The organism is Vibrio sp. 10N.286.48.F5 (genome assembly GCF_041469785.1).
GTDB classification, from domain to species: domain Bacteria; phylum Pseudomonadota; class Gammaproteobacteria; order Enterobacterales; family Vibrionaceae; genus Vibrio; species Vibrio crassostreae_C.
In genome coordinates this window covers 62,457-84,160 of record NZ_JBFRLG010000028.1, presented here as the reverse complement: position 1 = coordinate 84,160, position 21,704 = coordinate 62,457, and the positions used below count along the sequence as shown (strand labels likewise).

The 21,704-nt window shown below is 45.0% G+C and carries 18 protein-coding genes; 6 read left to right on the top strand and 12 right to left on the bottom strand.

Going from position 1 to position 21,704, the window contains the following annotated elements:
- Positions 1-422: 422 nt before the first annotated feature.
- Positions 423-1,103: a glutathione S-transferase family protein gene (locus tag AB4185_RS15430; RefSeq protein WP_017061920.1), complete on the top strand. Its 681-nt coding sequence runs from the start codon at positions 423-425 to the stop codon at positions 1,101-1,103.
- A gap of 849 nt (positions 1,104-1,952) precedes the next feature.
- Here the strand turns inward: AB4185_RS15430 and AB4185_RS15425 are convergent.
- From AB4185_RS15425 to AB4185_RS15415, 3 genes are all read right to left on the bottom strand, one after another.
- Complete coding sequence (locus tag AB4185_RS15425) at positions 1,953-2,996, bottom strand: GMP reductase (protein WP_102280676.1); 1,044 nt, start codon at positions 2,994-2,996, stop codon at positions 1,953-1,955.
- A gap of 866 nt (positions 2,997-3,862) precedes the next feature.
- Positions 3,863-4,300: a PAS domain-containing protein gene (locus tag AB4185_RS15420; RefSeq protein WP_004731659.1), complete on the bottom strand. Its 438-nt coding sequence runs from the start codon at positions 4,298-4,300 to the stop codon at positions 3,863-3,865.
- Between the two features lies 1 nt (position 4,301).
- On the bottom strand, positions 4,302-5,306 hold the full coding sequence (locus AB4185_RS15415; protein ID WP_017074861.1) for a response regulator: 1,005 nt from the start codon (positions 5,304-5,306) through the stop codon (positions 4,302-4,304).
- Positions 5,307-5,408: 102 nt separating this feature from the next.
- Between AB4185_RS15415 and AB4185_RS15410 the strand changes: the two genes are divergently transcribed.
- Entirely contained in the window at positions 5,409-5,606 is a 198-nt protein-coding gene (locus AB4185_RS15410; RefSeq protein ID WP_320443099.1) for a hypothetical protein, read from the top strand.
- A 27-nt stretch (positions 5,607-5,633) separates the two neighbouring features.
- On the opposite strand, the gene AB4185_RS15405 is transcribed toward AB4185_RS15410, so the two are convergent.
- Together AB4185_RS15405 and AB4185_RS15400 are read right to left on the bottom strand one after the other, a co-directional pair.
- Complete coding sequence (locus tag AB4185_RS15405; RefSeq protein ID WP_004731665.1) at positions 5,634-5,879, bottom strand: hypothetical protein; 246 nt, start codon at positions 5,877-5,879, stop codon at positions 5,634-5,636.
- A 200-nt stretch (positions 5,880-6,079) separates the two neighbouring features.
- Positions 6,080-7,432, bottom strand: coding sequence for an MATE family efflux transporter (locus tag AB4185_RS15400; RefSeq protein ID WP_017062432.1), 1,353 nt, complete (start codon positions 7,430-7,432; stop codon positions 6,080-6,082).
- Between the two features lie 100 nt (positions 7,433-7,532).
- Here AB4185_RS15400 and AB4185_RS15395 point away from each other — a divergent pair, with 100 nt between their 5' ends.
- Together AB4185_RS15395 and AB4185_RS15390 are read left to right on the top strand one after the other, a co-directional pair.
- Positions 7,533-8,507, top strand: a complete 975-nt coding sequence (locus AB4185_RS15395) for a LysR family transcriptional regulator (protein WP_017068435.1) — start codon at positions 7,533-7,535, stop codon at positions 8,505-8,507.
- Between the two features lie 42 nt (positions 8,508-8,549).
- On the top strand, positions 8,550-9,449 hold the full coding sequence (locus AB4185_RS15390; protein WP_081090052.1) for a DMT family transporter: 900 nt from the start codon (positions 8,550-8,552) through the stop codon (positions 9,447-9,449).
- A 158-nt stretch (positions 9,450-9,607) separates the two neighbouring features.
- Here AB4185_RS15390 and AB4185_RS15385 read toward each other — a convergent pair whose 3' ends face one another.
- From AB4185_RS15385 to AB4185_RS15355, 7 genes are all read right to left on the bottom strand, one after another.
- Positions 9,608-10,027: a VOC family protein gene (locus tag AB4185_RS15385; protein WP_372135624.1), complete on the bottom strand. Its 420-nt coding sequence runs from the start codon at positions 10,025-10,027 to the stop codon at positions 9,608-9,610.
- 228 nt (positions 10,028-10,255) lie between these two features.
- Positions 10,256-11,020: a Fe(3+) dicitrate ABC transporter ATP-binding protein FecE gene (fecE, locus tag AB4185_RS15380; RefSeq protein WP_029235210.1), complete on the bottom strand. Its 765-nt coding sequence runs from the start codon at positions 11,018-11,020 to the stop codon at positions 10,256-10,258.
- Between the two features lie 2 nt (positions 11,021-11,022).
- Positions 11,023-11,994 (bottom strand): FecCD family ABC transporter permease, encoded by a 972-nt coding sequence (locus AB4185_RS15375; protein WP_372135623.1) that lies wholly within the window; start codon positions 11,992-11,994, stop codon positions 11,023-11,025.
- A complete protein-coding gene (locus tag AB4185_RS15370) occupies positions 11,994-13,028 on the bottom strand; it encodes an iron ABC transporter permease (protein WP_029235209.1) in 1,035 nt (344 codons plus the stop codon). The genes AB4185_RS15375 and AB4185_RS15370 overlap by 1 nt, the downstream gene beginning before the upstream one ends.
- Entirely contained in the window at positions 13,025-14,002 is a 978-nt protein-coding gene (locus AB4185_RS15365) for a Fe(3+) dicitrate ABC transporter substrate-binding protein (RefSeq protein ID WP_017064387.1), read from the bottom strand. The genes AB4185_RS15370 and AB4185_RS15365 overlap by 4 nt, the downstream gene beginning before the upstream one ends.
- 87 nt (positions 14,003-14,089) lie before the next feature.
- A complete protein-coding gene (locus AB4185_RS15360; RefSeq protein WP_102444282.1) occupies positions 14,090-16,219 on the bottom strand; it encodes a TonB-dependent siderophore receptor in 2,130 nt (709 codons plus the stop codon).
- A gap of 184 nt (positions 16,220-16,403) precedes the next feature.
- On the bottom strand, positions 16,404-18,437 hold the full coding sequence (locus AB4185_RS15355; protein WP_017064385.1) for a TonB-dependent siderophore receptor: 2,034 nt from the start codon (positions 18,435-18,437) through the stop codon (positions 16,404-16,406).
- 241 nt (positions 18,438-18,678) lie between these two features.
- On the opposite strand from AB4185_RS15355, the gene AB4185_RS15350 reads away from it, so the two are divergent.
- Both AB4185_RS15350 and AB4185_RS15345 read left to right on the top strand, forming a co-directional pair.
- Complete coding sequence (locus AB4185_RS15350) at positions 18,679-19,890, top strand: acetyl-CoA carboxylase biotin carboxylase subunit family protein (RefSeq protein WP_017092039.1); 1,212 nt, start codon at positions 18,679-18,681, stop codon at positions 19,888-19,890.
- Positions 19,887-21,698 (top strand): IucA/IucC family protein, encoded by a 1,812-nt coding sequence (locus tag AB4185_RS15345; protein ID WP_372135622.1) that lies wholly within the window; start codon positions 19,887-19,889, stop codon positions 21,696-21,698. Before AB4185_RS15350 ends, AB4185_RS15345 begins: the two co-directional genes overlap by 4 nt.
- The last annotated feature ends 6 nt before the right edge of the window (positions 21,699-21,704 follow it).

The following is a 21,704-nucleotide window of genomic DNA, read 5'->3' as shown; positions in this document are numbered from 1 at the left end:
AAGCACACCTTAATCTCTAACGTTTATATTCATTTGTTGCATAAGGTGTGGCAGCAGATCACGATTTTGAACTTACCAATAAGCCTGTGCATCCAGATAATTCTGGTTTGAACCAGTGCTCAACGTTTTTGTTGGAATATCTGACTGCGGATTTCATACGCCCTATCCCGCCAAAAACCACCCATCACAAATCCGAACTCCGCATAAAGCAACGAATCAAAAAAACCACTTTAAGCTCATTTTTTCAACAACTTAAAATCCAACACACTGAATCGCGCGATTTTACCCCTCGCTCAAATAACGAGGTCTTCAACACATAGAGTTGGAATGCGAGTCAGAAGATCTTCAAATAATTCAAAATCAACCATTGAACGATCGTTCAAGTGGTGCTTTAATAAATGACCAATACAAGGAGTTACCCCATGCTTAAGTTCTATTTTCACCAAACACCAAACCCAATGAAGATCGCTCTGTTTTTGGAAGAGACAGGCCTAGATTTTGAACTTGTTCCTGTCGATACCTTAAAGGGTGAGCAGCATTCACCGGAATATCGTTTAATCAATCCAAATGGCAAAACGCCTGCGATTGAAGATGAAGGACAACGTGTATTCGACTCTAACGCTATCCTTCTGTATCTCTCAGAGAAAACAGGCAAGCTTGGCGGTCAGCCAGAAGACAGAGCTGAACTACTCTCTTGGATGATGTTTATCGCGAGTGGCCTTGGTCCATATTCAGGCCAATCGGTACACTTCCGCCATGCTGCACCAGCAGGCTTAGACTACGCTGTGAACCGATACCTACGTGAAGCACAACGTCACTACGAAGTGTTAGAGAAGCATATGGAAGGTCGTGAGTTTATCGTCGGAAATGAGTACACGATTGTCGATGTCGCTGCATGGGGCTGGATTGATAAAGCACCTGTCGTGCTTGGTGAAGAAGGCTTAGAACCTTACCCGAACTTGAAGCGCTGGTTTAACGCAATCAACACTCGCCCTGCTGCACTGCGTGCTCGCGAAATCGGCAAAGGCATTGAGTTTAAAACCGAACGTGATGAAGAAGCGAAACGAGCACTGTTTCCTTCGAATTTCCCAATCAACGAATAATTCAGCATGAAGTAAACGATGTGGAGCGAAAGCTCATTACTGGGCGAGCTATCTAAAAATCAATAGTATTGTTTCTATTAACTGATACCACACTAGTTAAAATATCAATACTATTGATATAGCTATTGTAAGAACCCTTACCGACATCCGATGGTGTCTCTGTCGGTCGTGCCGGGGAAAAGTCCTGAATCAGTTACTCTGGATCGCAGCGAATTTGTAAAGCATATGTTAGGCATGAATTAAACTTCGACGACAAAGCATAAACTTATTTTCAAGATACCAAATGAAAAAACAATCATGTGACAATCAACTAAAGAGACGATAAATGAGTTTTACAAAGACTAATAGCATTTGAAAGTAATATTAATTTTTGAATGCTAATTCAAATAATTGGCGTTCTGATAGTTTTGCTTTTTTCGTTGATATTCTAGGCAACAAAATGAGATCAGGCTGCCTTAGTGCTTTACTTGTTACAATATCTGGTACGTGCTATCTATCTATAGGTTTTTCAGGACTTGAGAATCAGTTTGGTATGGTATGGGCAGGAGTTGCGTTAATCGTCTTAATCGTGTTTAATTTGACGCTACCACTCTCTTTAGGCGCTTACTTTTATACTACAAGTATATTAGGTTGGCACTGGTTTGAGGCATCATTATTCACGTTAGTACTAATAACCATCATAGTTCCTGCGATCATTAAATCTGTTAGTCACATTCTAAATCCAGCGTCTTCTGAAAATTAGACAGATTATTAGCGCGCAGGTTTAATGACATTGATTTTATCAATTTCACGTAAAAAAAGAGCCGCTTTAGCGGCTCTTGATTTTCAAACTATTCGAATCCGTTCAGATTACTCTTTACCGAATACGTTGTTCTCTTGCTCTTGTACACGGATGAAAGTCGTACGCTTAGTTAGCTCTTTAAGCTTTGCTGCGCCTACGTATGTACAAGTTGAACGTACACCACCAAGGATGTCCGAAATTGTGTTGTGAACTGAACCACGGAACGGAAGTAAAACAGTTTTACCTTCCGCAGCACGGTACTTAGCAACACCACCTGAGTGCTTGTCCATAGCCGACTGTGAAGACATGCCGTAGAACTTCATGTATTGCTTACCGTCTTGCTCTACAACTTCACCGCCTGACTCAGAGTGACCAGCTAGCATGCCGCCTAGCATTACGAAGTCAGCACCGCCGCCGAACGCTTTAGATACGTCACCCGCACATGAACAGCCACCGTCACCGATGATCATGCCGCCAAGGCCGTGTGCCGCGTCGCCACACTCGATGATTGCAGAAAGTTGAGGGTAACCTACGCCTGTTTTAACACGTGTAGTACAAACAGAACCAGGGCCGATACCAACCTTAACGATGTCTGCGCCAGCTAGAATTAGCTCTTCAACCATGTCACCCGTTACAACGTTACCCGCAGAGATAACTTTAGTCGGGAATTCAGCACGTACTTTTTGTACGAACTCAACTAGGTGCTCTGAGTAGCCGTTAGCGATATCGATACAGATGAATACAAACTCTTCGCTAAGAGCCATGATCTTCTTAACTTTCTCGAACTCAGCTTCAGAAGTACCCGTTGATACAAAAACGTTGTTCAGCGTTTTCTTGTCTGCTGTTTTAGCGAACTCAGCCCACTGCTCTACTGTGTAGTGCTTGTGTACTGCAGTCATAACACCGTGCTCTGCTAGAGCAGCTGCCATTTCAAAGCTTGCTACCGAATCCATGTTCGCTGCAATTACTGGAGTACCAGACCATTGACGACCGCTATGCTTGAATGTAAAATCGCGGGTTAATTCAACTTGAGAACGGCTTTTAAGGGTAGAACGCTTCGGACGGAAGAGTACATCTTTGAAACCTAACTTAAGTTCTTGTTCGATACGCATGGTGTTTTCCTTGATTCATAAAATTATGTGTCTCTCGCGAAATGCGTAGTAAAACCGTTGGCAGACGAGTTTACTTTTCTTCGGACACAAAAAAACCGGAGCGTTGGCAGACGCTCCGGTTTTCAGCATTATAGGTCGTGATTTAGTAACAGCAAGTCTGATATTTCACTTTTTTTTATGCTATCCTCTCAAAGATTCCATATCCGCTAAAACTTCCTCAGTTACACTTCCCAACTAAATTCTTATTAATTAATAACTTAGCGAACCATTCACGCAAACGCTGTTGGTTTATTGCGCAATCGTTTTCCTTCATATTTCACGTAATATCACCCTCATAATGCAAATATGTGAAGAAAGTGCCTCGAAATCACATAAAAGCCACACTTTTCTCCAACAAAAAAATGCCTTTTTTCTTAAATAAATTCGATTATTTTCCAATTTTTATCTGTTTTTGACCAAATTGGCTAATCTCGTGACGTTTCTGTTTTGCGGTCACTTAGAAAAGTAGAGTGATAACGACTCAATCTAGAGACCAATATTCACTTGGGTTTGATAATTCAACCTTCACACTCCATTAAATGCCCCTTCTCAACTTGCACTTTATAAAACCAATCTCTATTAACCCGTGGCATTACGGTTCCAAAAGCACATTTCGTGGCCGCCCTTTCGTTGATTTAACCTGGAAGACTCTGCAAAACGCTTAGTAAAAGAGGATTGGTTGACATGAAAAACTGGAGAGAAAGATAAGATTTGAAGAATAGAAAGCAAAAAAATGGCTAAGGTGATTAACCTTAGCCATTTTTATTCGCTGATCAGACTGATGCTAATGCACGTATAGGAATGCGTTGTTTGGGGAATAGAACGATCTAGTTCTTTTGAGAGACTAACGCTTCTGCAGTCGCATCTTGAATAGACAAGAACAATGAGCTGACTTGTCCTGTTGGTGAGCGCATTGGGTTCAGCGTCACGTTCTGATACATGAAATCGGCTTGTTGAGTTACAGGGCGAACATTGCGGCACTTAAACAGATAAGGCCTTTGTTGCCATGTAATGAAGCTACGACAACCGAGATCGTAGACGGGCTTGGTTTTCAGTCTAAACCACTCTTCAGGAATTTCAGGGAATAACTCAAAGATCGACTTACCGATCGCATCATGCGATTGCTTACCGCTATGGTGTGTCATAAAGCCATTCCAAACTTGTACCTGAAAGTCACGATTAATGACCACCAGCCCCATATCGACGTTTTGAACCATGTCCACCATCCAGTGGAACTGTTCAAATTCAGCAGGAAGATTCAGCATATTAAAACTCCTCCATTAGGTAGGCCAATTTGTTGTCTAGAAGAGGCAGAGACTCATCAACGAACATAAATAGAAGGTCACAACGGATTGAAGTGCCATCAATGTTGTAACTGACTTCAAAGGTCATGGTCTTCTTAAACGAGCCGCTGGTATTTTCAATGACAGAATCAATCGAGATATGTTGCCCAAGCAGCACAGGTGAGCTTTGGAAGAAACGAACTTCTGACTGCTCCCCTAAACCATTCAAGAATGAGCCGACTAAGATGTTAGACACATCCATCAGCAACTCTAATTCTTCTAGCTGCTCGCTTTCGGTTGGCACCTTCATGAGCTTCTTAAGGTCGCTCACACTGGAATCACTCAACAAGACTAATGCTTCGCCTGCAATGCCTTCTCCGCTAAAACCTTGGCAAACACCCGACACTTGGTCGTTATCCGCTAGATCGCGAAGTGCCATGTGCAATTCACTCACTTCGAAGATGTTGACGTTCGGCAGTGGTAAGTGGACAAATACATTAAAGTGACGAGCCAGTGCATCAGCAGCACGGCCTATCGCTACGTTCGCCACTTCCATATAGATATCGCGTCGGCGCAATATTGGAAGTTCGAGAGCAGTAGGCGTATACAGTTGAGGTTGTTTTGGTGGCTCGACGTGCTCACGTAAAATCGCTTTTAACGCTTCTTTATCGATCGGCTTTTGCAAAAACGCTTTAGCGCCGAGATCCATCACCTTCTGTTGTGCTTTTGGTTGTATGTCACCAGAAACAACGACAACAGGCGTGGTATCACCCAAACGTTGCATCTCTTCCAATGTGCCATAGCCGTCTAATTCCGGCATGGTGAGGTCGAGGAACATCAATTTAAATTGGTTTTGAGCTAACTCTTCAAGTGCATTAAGCCCATGAACAGCAAAAGTTATATCTGCATTTAGAGAACTAGGCAGTGATCGAGCCATCTGCTTCCTTGCTAACGCAGAATCATCACATATAAGAACTGGGAACGACATAAATGCACCACCGACAAATTAAAGCTAATTCGGACGAGTGTAACAGAACATTATAGTATCAGGTACGGGGTGAATGAATTTATGTGTAGATTATTAGTAAGAATGATGGAACAAGCAGATGAGCTATTATCTGGCATTATTCTTCATGAAAAACAATATGCTACAAAGGTAATAACCGTTCATCATTATAGAGTAATAGCACTTTTTGATAGAGCAATAGAGCTAATTTATGAAATGGCAGCCTTAATAAGTGAGTTTATTAAGGCTCGGTTTGCTCATTCATTTATCGGCTTTATGTAGCCTTGATAAGAGACGTAGTGTGAAGAACTAGAACTGGTATGAAGGCCATAAAATCAGTAATGCGAAACGTATAACCACAGCAAACACCAATAAAGCGATACCCAAACGATACCATTTGTATTCCGCGATACTCATTGGGATACGCTTATAAAACATCGTAATCACGCCCTTCCAATCGCTACTGCGCCTTCCGTACTGCATCATGCTCGTCAAAACAAACAGTGCGCCAAGCACTAACATTCCTTTTTCAGCCCAGAACAATCCAACTTCCATTTGTGTATTCCTTGATAAAACGGTGAGCAACTCAAATCATTCTAGTCACCTTTTAGCTCGGTTTCTGTAAGACCAAGGTCTAAATTACGAAGTACGCAATTTAGGGCTTATAGGTCATTGTTGGTAATTGATAGTTCTCGGTCAGCAATACAACGTTTATCGTTCAAGGTTCCATGGTAAAGGCGAGCATCACAAGCAAATCACGTATAAGCATGATTCGACAAATCTGGAGATTGGTTGTTCTTTTGAATGACACGCATCAATTGGATAAGCAGCAGAATACCTGTCACGCCTAAGCCAACACCGATTCCGCCCCAAATCCCTGCCAATTCGAACTTAGGCATCAAATACCAAGCCGCAGGCAAGCCAAATACCCAGTAACCGATGGCAGTCATCACGGTTGGCATAGAGACAATCTTCATGCCTCTTAGCAGGTTAATCGCCAGTAGTTGCCAAGCATCAACAATAAAGCACAAAGCAACGACCCAAATCACAGAAGCCAGTAGTGAAGTCATAGCACCCGTGCCATCGTCTAACTTGAAGATAGAAGCGATCATCTCAGGCCATATAATGAACACGGCCGACAACGCCACACTCAACACCGACACCAATATGAAGCTTTGAATCGAGGTTCTTTTTATTCCTTCGTAGTTACCCGCGCCAAAATCACGGCCAACCAAAATCGCCGCAGCTTGTGAGAAACCAAAATTGAAGTTCCAAGTAAAGCTTAAACATTGCAGCAAGATTTGGTGCAAGGCTAACGAAGCAATACTGATCGTGCCCGCCATCAAGGTGCCACCGTAAATCAAGCCATGCTCAAGTAAAGCAGCCAAGCCGATAGGTAGACCCATCAACAACAATGGGCTCATCAACTTGATTGAATACTCTTCTGTATTTAGCCAAGGGGCGAACTGCTTAAACTCGTCACGCTTAAATACCCAAACCGTGTATCCAACCATCACGATAAATGCCGCGATAGCCGTACCAAGCCCTAAACCTGTTAAGCCCATGTCTAATTGGAAGGTGAGAAAGTAGCTCACTGGCACATTCAGAATTACGGTGATAATCGACATCACAAGAATGGAGCGCACGTTGCCAAACGCACTGGTTAAGCCACGAAGTACCAACAAGATAAGCGAAGGCAACATTACCCACTTCAAAGCATGGACATATTCCATGGCTAAAGTGATCACTTCTGGTGGCTGTTTGGCTGCTTCTAATACCAACGGAGCAAACCAGAAGCTGGCCATTAAGGTCACGCTGAGCACGAATGCCAACATGGTTGCGCCTTTCACCGCCAATCTAATTTGAGTATTACCAAACTCAGGGCGAGCTACTCGCTGACCATAAGCGATCGCAATCAAATTCGCGACACAACCCACGGTGCTGCTCGCAATAATGAAGATGAAAAAGTAGATTGAGGCACCTAAGCCACCAGCCGCAAGGGCTGACACACTGATACGCGACATCATCCAAACATCAGTAAGGACTAAAGCCATAGAGATCAGCTGTGAAATGATCAAAGGGAATGCAAGAGTGAGTATTTTTTTCATGAGCGCCTCAGTTAATTTCGCCCAAAATACGATCGATGAGGCTGGCGTTCAATTGATAAATTTGCGACTCTAACATTCCATAAACTCATGCGAACGAATTATGACCCCATATCCTAGCTTGCCATCATCACATAATGGCTTAAAAGCCTTTGAAGCTGCCGCAAGGCTGATGAGCTTTACTCTGGCTGCCGAAGAGCTGCATGTGACACAAAGTGCGATCAGCCGACAGATCAAACAGCTTGAAGATGAGTTAAACGCATCACTGGTTATTCGTAAGCATCGAGCCATAGAATTAACGGTACAAGGTCATGATTTGTATGTCGCTTTGCGAGAAAGCTACGGTAATATCGAAGCTGTTATCGCCTCTTGGAGTGAGCCCAAGCAGAAGCGTATCGTGATCAAAGCGACTCTGAGTTTCGCGACGCGAGTATTGATCTCCAAAGTTCGGGAATTAAACGAGCGTTATCAAGATCATGAGATAGTCATTGTTCCTGTGATTGAGGAAGACGAATCGATTAATAGTAGTGAGTATGATCTACTGATCTTCCACACGCGTTTCAAAAAACGCTATGACAAGGCACCTGACATTACCTTCTTGCGTGAAGAGTTCATGGCGCCGGTTTGCTCTACTAGTTTAACCACCAAAGACACCGACCTTGATTCAATCTTAACCTTGCCAAGGCTGCATCCAACCTTAGATCATCACGACTGGAAAGTGTGGCTGGCCGATGTTGAATTCCCACCAAAGAAACCTGTCAGAAATACCAGCTTCTTGTCTTTAGATATGGCGCTCAGTGCCTGTCTATCCGGTGAAGGGGTTACGGTCACGGATCTGTTGTTAGTTCAACAAGATCTCCAACGAGGCTTCTTGTACTGCCCTAGAAATGCAAAAATCCAACACAGTGCTTGGACTTACTTCATGCACCAGCGTAGTCACACGCCTATCATCAACGACCTTATTGAATGGCTTAGAGAAGAGACAACAAAAGAGATCGAGTTGCTGAAAGTACTCGCACAGCAATATCAATGGTTTGGTGTAATAGAACAGGACAAAGACTTTGGTCGGCTCTTCTAAACTAAGTTATGATTCCTGTTCCCTCAACCGATTGATATTTTTATGCCTTCTTTCTCTTTTTCAATGATCCCTGTTGGGGTTAGGTTCATGATCCTCTCTGCTTTTGGATTCGCACTGATGTCTGCGTGTGTGAAATACATCAGCAACTACGGCATACCTGTATTCGAAATTGTTGCAGCAAGGGCTTTGGTGTCTTTGATCATCAGTTATATCGACGTTAAGCGAAAAGGCATTTCGATCTGGGGAAATAACAAACCTTTGTTGTTTGTTCGAGGCGCAGTTGGTACAGCAGCCTTGATGTGTGTTTACTACGCTGTGACCACTTTGCCATTAGCCGAAGCGACCATTCTACAATACGTTCATCCTGTATTTACCGCCCTACTTGGCGTGTTATTTCTGAAAGAACGCGTCCAAAAATCGACCATGATCTGCATTGCATTCTGCCTAGCGGGATTATTGGTGATGGTTCAACCAAGCATGAACAGTGGCGCGAGCAGCGAGTTACCGCTATTTAGCATTATGGTGGCGTTATGTGGCGCATTTGGTAGCTCAATTGCTTATGTGATTGTGAGAAAACTTAGCCAAACGGAAGATAGCTCAGTCATCATCTTCTACTTCCCATTGGTTGCGCTACCAATCTCAACAGCTCTTATCTGGAACGACTTTGTATGGCCAAGTCTATTCTTAACCGTGATGCTCGTGTTAGTCGGTATTTTCACTCAGATAGGCCAATACGGTTTGACCAAAGCGATGCAGACTCAAGCGGCGGGTAAAGCTTCGGCTTACTCATACGTCCAGATTGTCTTCTCGGCACTGTTAGGCGTGTGGATCTTTAATGAAATTCCATCGGTTTGGACTTATCTAGGCGGTGGCCTGATTGTGACTGGCGCGCTGATTAATGTGTTTGGCAAACAACTGTTGGTGCCTTTTAAGGCTAAATAAACAACCCAACAACTGAGCTAAACATCAGCTAAATAATCAGCTATTGCATAGACCTAAAAAGGGCATTGCGGATTATTCCACAATGCCCTTTTCTATAAATGTTCTCTAACGTGTTTTCATGCCGCTAACCAACTTTAATAAAGCGGCGTATTACGTGATTAACTTGTGGCATTTCGTAACTTGGGGTCATCACTCAAATACTCAACAAACTCGATTTCAAAACCTGCCGGATCCACAAAATAGACGTTTTTTCGATAAGGTTCTTCGGCGCCGGGTTTGGCAATTGGGAAGCCCGCATCAACAAGGCGCTGAGTGACACTTTCGATATTATTGGTCACATAAGCGAAGTGCGCGAGGCCAACAGAATGCCTAGCCAAATCTCTATTTTCACCTTCACCGTGATCACTTATTGCTATGTATTGGTACTCGTCGCCAAAATGCAGCCAGTTACGTGGCTTACCTGACCACTCCCCTTTTCCCTCATCACGGACATACCAATGAGGGAACGCCGCTTTATAGAAAGCCAGCATTTCTGGGATATCTTTTACCACTAAATTCACATGTTCAAGTTGGATCATTCTTCTCTCCTTAAAGTATTCTCGTAAGCAACGTTGCATATCCTAATACCTCAAGTTAAGTTGAGGTAAAGCACTAATTTGCATTTATTTCGAGAACGTCTTTAGAGCCCAAACTGTTCTACTTTGACTACATACAAACCTTAAGTTTAGACGACTTAATCTAATGTGGCTTCCTTGCCTGTGTTCTGTTCTTTGTGCCTTGGTGATCTCGTTGTTCAGAACAGATAACTAAATCGCGACACACATTGGTGTATTTGAAACAGGGTCACGAAACACGCTCGCTTTGAGATCAAACACGTTACTGAGCATAGTTTCGGTCATCACCTCATCAGGCGAGCCTTCTGCTATTAAACACCCTTTTTCCAAAACCACTAGATGGTCGCAGTAACGACTGGCTTGGTTAAGATCATGCAACACAACAACCACCGTTTTTCCTTTGGCATTCATCTGTTGCATCAGGTTCATTAATTCCACCTGGTGAGACATATCAAGGTATGTGGTCGGTTCATCCAACATCACTACGTCCGTATCTTGTGCAATTACCATCGCAATCCATGCTCTTTGACGCTGGCCACCAGACAGTGACTCAACAGGCTTATCAGCAAACTCAAGCACACCTGTATCACGCATAGCTTGTTCGACAATCCTTTGATCGTCCTGCCCTAGCCTCCCCCAATGAGACACATAAGGCGAACGGCCATATTCGACCAACTTTCTTACCGTGATCCCCTCAGGGCTTACCAAGATTTGCGGAAGAAGTGACAACGAACGAGCAAGCGCTTTATCGCCATAGCTTGATAGCGGTTTGTCTTCAAACAACACCTCTCCAGCCACTGGTTTGTTAATTCTGACTAACGTCTTTAACAAGGTAGATTTACCGCACCCGTTAGGTCCTATCAATGCGGTGATTTTTCCCTTAGGGATAGAAACCGACAGGTTCGGTATGATCGTTTGTTTGCCGTACGCGACGGAAAGATTCTGCGTTTTAAGCATGGTTACCAACCTCGATAACGATAGAGAAGAAAGATGAAATAAGGCGCGCCAATCACAGACGTGAGAACGCCTGCTGGCAATTCAATAGGTGGTTGTAGACCTCTGGCCAACCCATCAGCGCTGGTAACCAGAATTGCCCCCACCAGTGCAGATGCTGGGATTAACAATTTATGATTATGCCCAAACAACAAGCGTGCTAAGTGAGGTGCCAATAAACCCACAAAACTGATCGTTCCAGCAACAGAAACGCTAACACTGGCAAGCAATACAGCGGCCAATAACGCGAGAGCTTGAATCTGTTTTGGATTAGTGCCCAATGTGGTCGCACTTTCCTCGCCAAGCCCCATCACATCTAATCGCCACGCCAACCATAATGCCATGGGTAACAACAAGAGCAGCACGCTCCAAATAAACGGGACTTGCTGCCAGTTTCGTCCCCAAAGGCTGCCAGTAAGCCACACCATAGCCGTGTTGATCTCGATCGGGTTGGTAACCAGCAAGAAGTCGATACAACTGGCCAGAAACGCACTCACCGCAATACCAACCAGCGCCAATTTGGCGGGTGTTGGCCTTGACCACCATGCCAATACCGCAATCAGCCCTGCAGCCAATACCCCACCGAACATAGCTACAACAGGAAGCACACTGACTGGCGCATTGGGGAACCAAACTAAACTCGCTGTCGCAGCAAGGCCTGCCCCGGCGCTAATACCCATAAGATCAGGCGATGCTAACGGATTACGTATCACGCCTTGCACTAATACCCCTGAAAGCCCTAACCCTGCGCCCACGCTTATCGCGAGCAACATACGTGGTAGCCGATACTGATGGATAACAAAGTCGTCGCTGGAAAACGCGACCAAATGTTCGATGACTTGAGAAACAGAAAGCGAAGCTGCTCCGACAAACAAACCTGCGGATGCCACTAATATGAGAATCCCTGATAACAAAATTATCTTAGTGTGATAGTGCATTAAGATCTCCTCGTCGCAATCAAAATAAAACAAGGTGTTCCGAGCAAAGCAGTAATAACACCAACGGGTGTTTCAGTCGGGAAAGCAATCGCTCGCGACAGTGCATCTGACCAAGACACTAATGCTGCGCCTGCCAATGCTGAAATAGGAATCAGTAAATGATAATTGTGCCCAACAATAGGTCGAACCAAATGAGGCACTAACAATCCAACAAAGCCAATTGGCCCTGCGATAGCGACGCTTGCTCCGGCAAGCAACACGATCGTCAGTCCACTCACGAGGCGAGTAAACCTGATGTTGCTGCCCAACCCCACTGCAACTTCTTCGCCAAGTGCCAGTAAGTTGAGGTTGCGGGCAAGACTCATTGCCAACACCAAACCAATCACTACAGGCGGCCAAAGCTGTTGCCATTGCTCATCATCCACACTAGACAGTGAGCCAGTAAGCCAATGCAAGACGCTATAAGCCATGTCGTCAGCAAGAATCAGCGCCGCTCGTGTCAGTCCGAGCAATAACGCAGTAATGGCGATACCCGCGAGAACCAAACGTAACGGATGAGAACGTTCGGAGAAAAAACCACCGAGGAGCATAACGGCACCGCCGCTTAGCAATGCACCAAGAACCGCATTAAGGATTGGGTTTAAATCACTAACCACAGGTATGCCTATTGCAGCTAACGCCATAAAACAGGCTGCGCCAGCGTTAATGCCAAGAATCGACGGAGACGCGAGTGGATTGCGCGTCAAACCTTGCATCAATAACCCAGCGACGGCCAAACTCGCACCAATCAATAGCCCAGCACAAGTTCTTGGCGCTCTTAGCGTCGCCAATATTTGATGAGTCATGTTGCTTTCATCAAACGCAAACCAGTAGTGAATCAAGTCACTCAATGTTAAAGAGAAATTAGACCACCCAGTCATAGAGGCCGCGTAACCAGACAGTGCCAAACACGACACTAATGCCGTAAATAATATGACTCGCCACGACAGTATTGGCCAGAATCGCTTACTTTTAGAGAACGACATCGTACTCATGATGGGTCCAAGATCTGCTCAAGATTTTTCGCCATTTGTTCTGCCGCTAACATGCCTCGATTCAATGACCAAAGTGCTGGTGACACTTCTACAACTTGCTGATTTTTAGCAGAGGTTAGTACATTGAATAACGGATTTTTCTGCCAATCATCAACAATATTAGGATGAGAGTAAGCGCCAAGGAGCAACCAATCCGGATTGGTTTTCAACAACAACTCAAAACTGGTTGGTAAATATGCCTTCTCTGTTGGTTTCACAATAGGGCTCGCAATACCTAATGCGGTCAGCACGCCCCCTGCGTAAGATGCAGGGCTATGTAACCACATACCTTTATCCGACACGACAGCGAATTGGACGGTTTGTTTGAGCGAGAAATGACTTTTGAATTCAGCCATGGCGTGTTGATGTTGTTGAATTCGTTGTTCCATTGACGATTGCTTGTCGAGAGCGATGCCAATCTTGAGCGCAGACTCCAAATTCTCTTGATACGTCTCGCCGCGGCTTTTGAGCAGCAGAGTTGGTGCGATGCGTTGTAGATCTTGATAGACAGTACGATGACGCTCTGCATCTGCAATGATCAGGTCAGGCTTTAATACCGCAATGGCTTCTAGGCTAGGCTGAGAACGCATGCCAACTGATTCCCATGGTTGAACCAATTCGCGTACCGCCGGAATCACTCGCGAAGCATCATTGTCATCAGCAACACCAACAGGAGAAACCCCCACCGCAGCTAGCGCATCTACAAATGAGAACTCCAACACCACAATACGTTGCGGAGTAGTCGCTATCTCAAACTGACCCTGCTCATCTTGTATGACCCTGGTTTGTGCTGAACTGGAGAATGAAAACAAGCTTAAAACCAACAAAGCTAAGGTTATCGCTATCCTGCTGAATAAAAACTGCTTATTGAGTGACAGCAGTCCGTTCGACAGCATCAATTGATTCGAAAACAAAAGGCGAGAGTTGTTTTCCATATTTAATTTTCCTTAAACGCTAGAACCGTGAAAGTCGCCAAGAGTATTGGCGACTTTTATTCGTTATTACTTTCAATAAATTACGTATTAGAACTGATAATTCAGATCCAAAGTGTAAGAACGTCCTGGTGCTGGATAACGACCAACCGGGCTGGTATCAATACCGCGGAAGTAATAGTCCTCATCAAACAAGTTGTTCACCGCAAGGTTCATTCGCAGCTTACTGTTTTCATCCTTGTACAAATCCGAACCTAGGTTAAAGTTCCAGACCATGTAGGCAGGCACTTTACCTGTCGCGCCCGTTGCATCTTCGGCACTTGTATTCGCATTGTCAGAGTAAGACTCGCTGAAGTAGTAACCAGACAAAGTCGTATCTACCTTGCTAAAGGCGTAAGTCGCATCCCAGCTAAATTGGTGTTTAGACGTATAAGGGAGTTGATTACCTTTGTTTGCACCCTCTTCCTCTAACGTTGCATCTAAGTAGTTATAGCCAGCGCCCAAACTCAAAGCTTGCATCGCTTGAGGAATATAACGACCAGAGAGCTCAACACCTTGGTGAAGGGTTTTACCAATGTTATCGAAAGTTTGGGTAGCACTTTGCCATTGCAGCTGATCTTCAAAATCAATGCGGTAAAGTGCAATGTTAAAGCTGGTTGAATCTTGGTTGTAGCGAGCACCCAACTCGTAGTTCCACGCTAGCTCACTGCCCTCTTCACCCTTGCCTCGAATGTAAGCAATTTGTGGTGCACGCAAAGATTTCTGTGCATTAGTGTAACCAACCCATTGCTCTGTCAGGTGGTATGCCAAAGTTAAGCCCGGCAACCACTCCGTCACTTTGTTGTCTGTGCTTTGTGCTGTACCCAGATCATCAAACGTCATATCAATCGATTCGTAACGAATACCCGGCGTGACTTTCAGTACGTCATTGAACAGGCCGATTTCATTGCTGATGTAACCAGCAAAAGCGTCAGTATCTAAGTGCCAATCACGTGGGGTTGTTGTAGCACCACCAGCAATTGGCGTTTGAGTCAGCTTGTAATCGATATCTTCGTTGACGTAGCGTGCCCCAACAATCACATTTTGCGTTACGGTATTTCCGTCAAAGTACATCGCGAGTTTAGGTTCAACACCATAAACAGCAAATTCACGTGGTGACGTACGAATATCGGTTGATGGTAATGCCGGGTCCGCCCAGTGACCGCCAGCGCTGTTAAAGCCCCATTGGAAGAAACGCTCAGAACGGTGGCCAAACGTCAGTATTTCTAATTCGGCGCTATCTGCAATATTCAAGTCATGTAAATACTTCAGGCTCCAACGCGTTGAAGTGCCTTGATATTCATCGTATGGGCGCTTCGACTGAGTACGATCTTTTTCGTAATCATCTGGCGATAAAGCGCCCGGCATTTGGGTGTCGGCATCATAACGTTGAACGAAAGCTTGTAACTCTTGAGTATCGCTCAGTAACCATTGCAATTTCGCTTGGAAGTTTTTTACATCCGTGTCGGAGTGTTCACGGAAGCTCTCACCTTTTAAGAAGTTCCCCTCGACTTGAAGTGCCAGCGTATCGGTTAACCAACCACCCGTTCGCAGGTAAAAGTCGTTGAGCGGCGTATCGCCACCCTCGAATACAGTAAAGCGATTACTGATTTCCGTTTGCCACTCATGTGGAATAGGCTTGGTCACCAAGTTGATCACACCACCGACGTTGTTTGGTCCGTACTGAACCGCCGCACCGCCTCGCACAATATCAATACGATCAAGCATCGACAGCGTTGCAGGGAAAATTGATTGTCCTGTGTGACCATACGGCGCCAGTGTCAGAGGAACACCATCCATGAGGAATTGAGCGTGCCCACTGCGACTCGCTTTCAAACCACGCACTGAGATGTTAGGCAAAACACCGGTGCCCGTTTCGTCTTGAACCTTAATGCCCGGTACACTTTGGAAGGCAGAGTCAATCGAGAGTGCGCCAGTCTTTTTAATTTGTTCATTAGTCAGAACAGTACGAGCTCCCGGATACTCTTTCACATCCTCAAGTTCTGAATTACCGATCAAGCTGCCCGTCACGACAACCGTTTCCATGGTCGTCGTTTGTGGATCTGACGCGGCAAATGCGCCCATGGAAGTCACTGAAGCGATGGCCATTGCAAGGGCACTTAGACGCAACTTTTGATGTGATTGAGTACAGGGTTTACCATCCAAATTCTGGTAAGGCATGAAAATCTCCTAAATAGGCAAGTTAGGATCAAAGGCTATGTTTACGATTCAGCGCTTTGATCCTATGGGCTAAACGGCCTCAAAATGAAGCCAACTGTTCACTCACTCGTAGTGAACAAATCAATCGTTTTTAGAGTCGAACTAGCTCTTAGAAATGAACGAACTCTTAGAACTGAATTAGCTTTTAAAACTGATAGCCGTAGCTGAGCATAAATTCGGCTGGTGCTCCGTAACCAATCTGGTTAGTACCAGACGTGCCGTTGGTTGCGCCCAGAATGTATTTCTCATTAAGCACGTTGTAAGCATTCGCTTGAACTTTGTGACGACCCGTGGTGTACGCTGCCATCAAGTCAACCGTGGTGTAGTCACCCAGAGCTACCGCTTCATCATTACCCGCGTAACGGTCGCCTACGTATTTCACGCCACCACCTAAACGCCAGTTGTCATCTAACTGATAAGTGCTCCAAAGAGAGAACAAATGATCAGATACATCGTTTGGCTTTTTGCCTGTCTCTTTGTTCTCCGCGTCTAAATAGCTGTAGCCTACAGAAATGTCCCACTGCTCGGTAAACTGACCGCGAGCTTCTAATTCAATACCTTGGTGACGAGCTTCGATCTTGTTAACAACGTCTCCGTCTATATTGGTTTCAGGTTGTTCTTGATCGATTTGGAAGACCGCGGCATTCAGCATCAAAGCGTTATCTAATAGGTAAGCTTTTGCGCCAATTTCTTTTAGATCGGTGTGGAAGAATTCTGCTAATTTAGGGTTGATGTAGATACCTGAGTAAGGCAATTGCCATGAACGAGCTAAGCTTGCGTACACTGACATATCGTTGTTGATTCGGTAGACCAAACCACCGCGGTAGCTCACTTTGTCATCGTCTAGATTCTCTTTTGCTGAGCCCGCTTTTTGCTGTTCCAGCTCCATCGAGTCGTAACGCACATTGCCGATCACTGAAAGATCACCAAAGGTGTAAACGTCTTGAATGTATACACCTGTCGTCGTTGTCGTGTTATCACGGAAAGGTTTGAAACCCGGATCAGGTGTTGGGCCTGCTACAGGGTTGTAGATATCTTTTGGAGGTAAGGTTTTATCACTTGCGAGCGTTAAGTCGATATTGATCTGATTATAATCCGCACCGATCATCATTTGGTTCGAATCGGTTTCCCAAACTAGCTCAGATTGAAGAGTCGTCGTGGTACGAGGATCGTAACCGAAGTTATTTACAGTCTGAGATACTTCATTCCCAGTTACCGTCCCTTGGCGTGTACCCTTTTGCTCAAGCTCGATATGGTTGTATGCTGCGCGGTTTGTCCATGCCCATTCACTGTTCAAAAGCCATTCATAATTAACGCCAACACGAATGCTGTCCGACTCTTGATAGTCATTCGTACCACCGTAAAATGTGCTTTCCGAGACATCGACAGGCTTACCGTTTTTAGATGGAACACCACGATATGGCACCAACTCTTGGTGCGCATATTCTACATCGAGATCAATGGTATGCCCCTCAGCAGGCAATACACGAATGGTCGGTGCGATAAAGAAATCATTAGAGTCGACGTGATCTACATAGGAATCAGACTGTCGACTTTCCACGTTGATACGACCACTAACCTTGTCACTAAGCGCCATCGAGCTGTCAACCTGACCAACAAAAAGATTATTGCTGCCAACACTGCCGTTGACGTGTGTGAAATTATCACCGTTAGCACGCTTGGTGACCAAGTTGATGATACCGCCGGCTGAACCTCGGCCGTAAAGTGCGCCTGCAGGGCCCTTTACCACTTCGACACGCTCGATATTCGCAAGGCTTCGGTACGATTGCAGAGTCCCGTCATCACGCATACCATCACGGTACATGTCGTTGAGTGCATCAAAACCACGAATCACAAATTGGTCTCGGCTTCCCTCACCCAAGGTATTGTTAACCCCTGCGACACCATCAAGTGCATCCACCAAACGTACAGCACCGCGGTCTTCCATTTCCGTCTTTGTGACCACCGATACTGCCTGCGGTACATCCAACCATTCGACATCCGTTTTGGTTCCTGACTGAGGCATGTGCTCCGCGTAACCTTCGTACTGATGACCAATAACTTGTAGGGTTTCATCTACCGTTACTTCTGCAGCCATTACATTCGACACGGTAGCCACTGCGGTTAATGCACCTCCAATAGCCAAAGCGAGAGGGGACAAGGCTAATCTAATGTTCATTTTCTAATTCCGTTTTAGTTTATAAAATAACAATATTGCGAATAAGAACAAATATCATTTATATTTGCAATATATATTTTTTGATCTATATTTGCTTTGCAATATGCAACACCACTAATGATATAAGAATAAATAAAAACAATAAGATAGAAAAATTCTCTTTCTTTTAACCCCGAAAGAGAGCACTTGAAAGCGAGTTGTGAGCAGGCGACAACAACGTTTTGGAAATTAGGAAAGCCCCATGAAATCTACGATAATCATCGTGAGTCACGTCGTGAATGATGCGATCACTCACGGCTTCGTGCCGACAGCAAAAGCGATGGGTCTCCACGTCATTTTGATCACAGACCACAAACTCAACCACTTAAAACTGGCAAATGAAGATGACCGCTTTAATCCCGATGAAATTTTGGAATGCGATGTCTTCAACCCTCTTGAACTCATCGAAATCATCACAGAGCAAGAGCTAGAACCTCATGCTGTTTTCAGTAACAGCGACCACCTACAAACTTCCACCGCAATCTGTGCACAGTTCTTTGGTGTGCCTGCTAAAGATTGGAATGTGACTCTTAAGGCGAAAAACAAATACTTAACTCGTCAGGTTCTCAACGAAAAATCGTTACCTAATACTCAAAGTGTTTTGTTAAGTCGAGAGAGCGCTCCTGTATTCGATTTCGATTTTCCTGTCGTTGCGAAGCCCAAGGAAGGCGTGGCTAGTTTAGACGTGCAGCGCTGCGAGTCTGCAGCTGAGCTGGATAACTATTGCGATACGTTTTGGCAAAAGCACCCTACGACTCCCATTTTGGTTGAGGCGTTTTTACAAGGTCCGCTTATCACTGTCGAAACCATTGGTGACGGGGAAAATTTAGTCGCACTTGGGGGGTTCGATGTAGAACTCTCTGCGCCACCTTACTTCATCGAAACCGCTGCGAGTTGGAATGGTATTAACAGCGTTCACTACCGAGAAGAATGTATACGTCAGCTTCAAAAATTTGGGGTGGGGTTTGGTGTCTGCCATAGCGAATTCATCATCACAGATTCAGGGCCGGTACTGGTCGAGATCAACTATCGAAGTATTGGTGATGGACGAGAGTTTTTACTTGATAACCTCAGTGGCGGGAATTGGTTCAATACCATCTTAAATCTTCACTTGGGTCACAAGCTTGACCCTATATTTCGTATTGATGGCAGTGCCCATGTGCACTATGTAGTGGCGCAACAAAGCGGTTTGATTGAAGGGTCATCAACCTCTTTCATTCACCAAGAGGGCGATATTGTCACTCAACAGCAAGTGCTTAAGAAGGTTGGTGAGACGTTCCAACAAAGTTTCTCCAACAAGGATTACCTAGCGAGAATTTCGGTCGTTTCTCCTTCTGGTCGAACACTAGAACCCGCGCTACAACAGGCAATCTCTCGCTTCAATCTAACAGCAACAAACGAGGTAACAGCATGAATGAAAACGCGTTATACCTCACTCAACGCTTAGTCGATACTTGCTTGCGTGAAGATTTATTCGGATTAGTTTCTCAAAGCCGATTTGAATCTCAGCTCCCGAGTACACTCAAGTTATCTTCTTATCCTCGTAATCAAATTTGGGCTGTTTTTGCGGGTTCAGACTTTACACTCTACTTGCCCGTTACTCCGAGCTATTACATGCAGCGTTGGGTATACGGCCAACCAGATGGCTCGAAAGGTGATAGTTGGTTCATCGAGAGAAATGGTGTCGTTGAAGCACAGCAGCACTATCAAGATTGGATCGAATTATTGAAAGCAGGTGCTCACGAAAGCTCGCATTCGTTATTAGATGGTTATTTGCAAGAACTCGAATGCGCAGAAAAACACAAAGGATTGTGTGATAGCGCCTTCAGTCAGTACTCGGAAGCACTCATGCTGCCAATTTCTCAACTAGAACGTTGGGAGCAAAAGCTATTACGTGCCGATCAAATCGCATCCTATCTTGACCACCCTTACTACCCGACAGCACGTGCTAAGTTCGGTTTAAGCGATCACGACCTAGAACAATTTGCGCCAGAATTTGCACAATGCTTTGAACTTCGTTGGCTCGCAATCGAAAAGTCACTCGTTACATTGACCAGTCCACAACCAGAATGTTGGCCAACGATGGAGCAAGTGGGTCTGCCCGCCGATTTTGCTCTTAGCCATGAGTTATTCCCCGCACACCCATTAACACTAAGAAGTCTTGATGGACTTCCTGACGGTGTCATTGAAGCGCCGGTTGCGTGTTTTGAGGTGACTCCTACCCTGTCAGTACGCACTGTGGTTGTGAATCACGCACCACAGATCCACATCAAGGTGCCGCTGATCATGCGATCTTTGGGTACTAAAAACATTCGCCTAATCAAACCCTCCACGCTCTATGATGGGCATTGGTTTGAACGTTTGTTGACGCACTTAGAGCAAACAGATCAAGATCTACACGGCACGTTTTTCCATTGTAATGAGAAACATGGCGGCCATGTTGGAGACGATAAAACCTTTGCTTACGTTGTGCGTGAATATCCGCCGAATTACTTCCAAGACAAAGCACTGGTGCCTGTGGCTGCTCTTGCCAGTCCAATGCCTGATGAACGCTTGTTCTTGGAACACCTCGCCGAACAGTATTATCAGCAAGATACACTGACTTGGTTTAAAGATTACGTTGATCTGCTTTGCAAAGTGCATCTTACATTGTGGATTCGTTACGGTATCGCGTTGGAGTCTAACCAACAAAACGCCATCATTGCATTCGATGAGCAAGGCAAGATGACCTTAGCCATGAAAGACAACGATGCAGCGCGTATCTGGCCAGAACGTTTCCAAACGTTTGAACAACAATCGCCTGTAAAATGTGAGCAGCTTTTAGATCAACGCATCACTGTAGACAACGAACTTGCTCTTGGTCAGATGTTTACCACGATTACTTTGCAGTTAGACATTGCCGCGATTGTCGAAGCAATGGCGACGAAAGGAATCGCCACGTCAGCTTATCTGTATGAAGTGGTTGCCAATAGCCTTTCCCAACAGCTTAGCCAGTTGGACAAACAAGGACACAACACCAAGCTCGCAAACGAGATGTTGTTTGAGTCACCCAACCTATACGCTAAATATCTATTGAGCTCAGGTAGCTTGTTGTCTAAAGAGTTATCCGGTGCAAGCGATATCAATAAATTTTATGGCTTGTCAGCACCGAACTTTTTATTGCTAACCAGCGAAGAAGCACAACACGCTTACCTTGAAAACATCAAGCAGAGTGTGAGTTAACGCATC

What these genes read in the sequence shown, in the direction of transcription:
- AB4185_RS15430 (WP_017061920.1), top strand. Translation starts at nt 423, where the DNA reads ATGCTTAAGTTCTATTTTCACCAAACACCAAACCCAATGAAGATCGCT.
- AB4185_RS15415 (WP_017074861.1), bottom strand. Translation starts at nt 5,306, where the DNA reads ATGTCGTTCCCAGTTCTTATATGTGATGATTCTGCGTTAGCAAGGAAG.
- AB4185_RS15405 (WP_004731665.1), bottom strand. Translation starts at nt 5,879, where the DNA reads ATGGAAGTTGGATTGTTCTGGGCTGAAAAAGGAATGTTAGTGCTTGGC.
- AB4185_RS15375 (WP_372135623.1), bottom strand. Translation starts at nt 11,994, where the DNA reads ATGCACTATCACACTAAGATAATTTTGTTATCAGGGATTCTCATATTA.
- AB4185_RS15395 (WP_017068435.1), top strand. Translation starts at nt 7,533, where the DNA reads ATGACCCCATATCCTAGCTTGCCATCATCACATAATGGCTTAAAAGCC.
- AB4185_RS15360 (WP_102444282.1), bottom strand. Translation starts at nt 16,219, where the DNA reads ATGCCTTACCAGAATTTGGATGGTAAACCCTGTACTCAATCACATCAA.
- AB4185_RS15385 (WP_372135624.1), bottom strand. Translation starts at nt 10,027, where the DNA reads ATGATCCAACTTGAACATGTGAATTTAGTGGTAAAAGATATCCCAGAA.
- AB4185_RS15355 (WP_017064385.1), bottom strand. Translation starts at nt 18,437, where the DNA reads ATGAACATTAGATTAGCCTTGTCCCCTCTCGCTTTGGCTATTGGAGGT.
- AB4185_RS15425 (WP_102280676.1), bottom strand. Translation starts at nt 2,996, where the DNA reads ATGCGTATCGAACAAGAACTTAAGTTAGGTTTCAAAGATGTACTCTTC.
- AB4185_RS15370 (WP_029235209.1), bottom strand. Translation starts at nt 13,028, where the DNA reads ATGAGTACGATGTCGTTCTCTAAAAGTAAGCGATTCTGGCCAATACTG.
- fecE (WP_029235210.1), bottom strand. Translation starts at nt 11,020, where the DNA reads ATGCTTAAAACGCAGAATCTTTCCGTCGCGTACGGCAAACAAACGATC.
- AB4185_RS15350 (WP_017092039.1), top strand. Translation starts at nt 18,679, where the DNA reads ATGAAATCTACGATAATCATCGTGAGTCACGTCGTGAATGATGCGATC.
- AB4185_RS15390 (WP_081090052.1), top strand. Translation starts at nt 8,550, where the DNA reads ATGCCTTCTTTCTCTTTTTCAATGATCCCTGTTGGGGTTAGGTTCATG.
- AB4185_RS15365 (WP_017064387.1), bottom strand. Translation starts at nt 14,002, where the DNA reads ATGGAAAACAACTCTCGCCTTTTGTTTTCGAATCAATTGATGCTGTCG.
- AB4185_RS15420 (WP_004731659.1), bottom strand. Translation starts at nt 4,300, where the DNA reads ATGCTGAATCTTCCTGCTGAATTTGAACAGTTCCACTGGATGGTGGAC.
- AB4185_RS15410 (WP_320443099.1), top strand. Translation starts at nt 5,409, where the DNA reads ATGATGGAACAAGCAGATGAGCTATTATCTGGCATTATTCTTCATGAA.
- AB4185_RS15400 (WP_017062432.1), bottom strand. Translation starts at nt 7,432, where the DNA reads ATGAAAAAAATACTCACTCTTGCATTCCCTTTGATCATTTCACAGCTG.
- AB4185_RS15345 (WP_372135622.1), top strand. Translation starts at nt 19,887, where the DNA reads ATGAATGAAAACGCGTTATACCTCACTCAACGCTTAGTCGATACTTGC.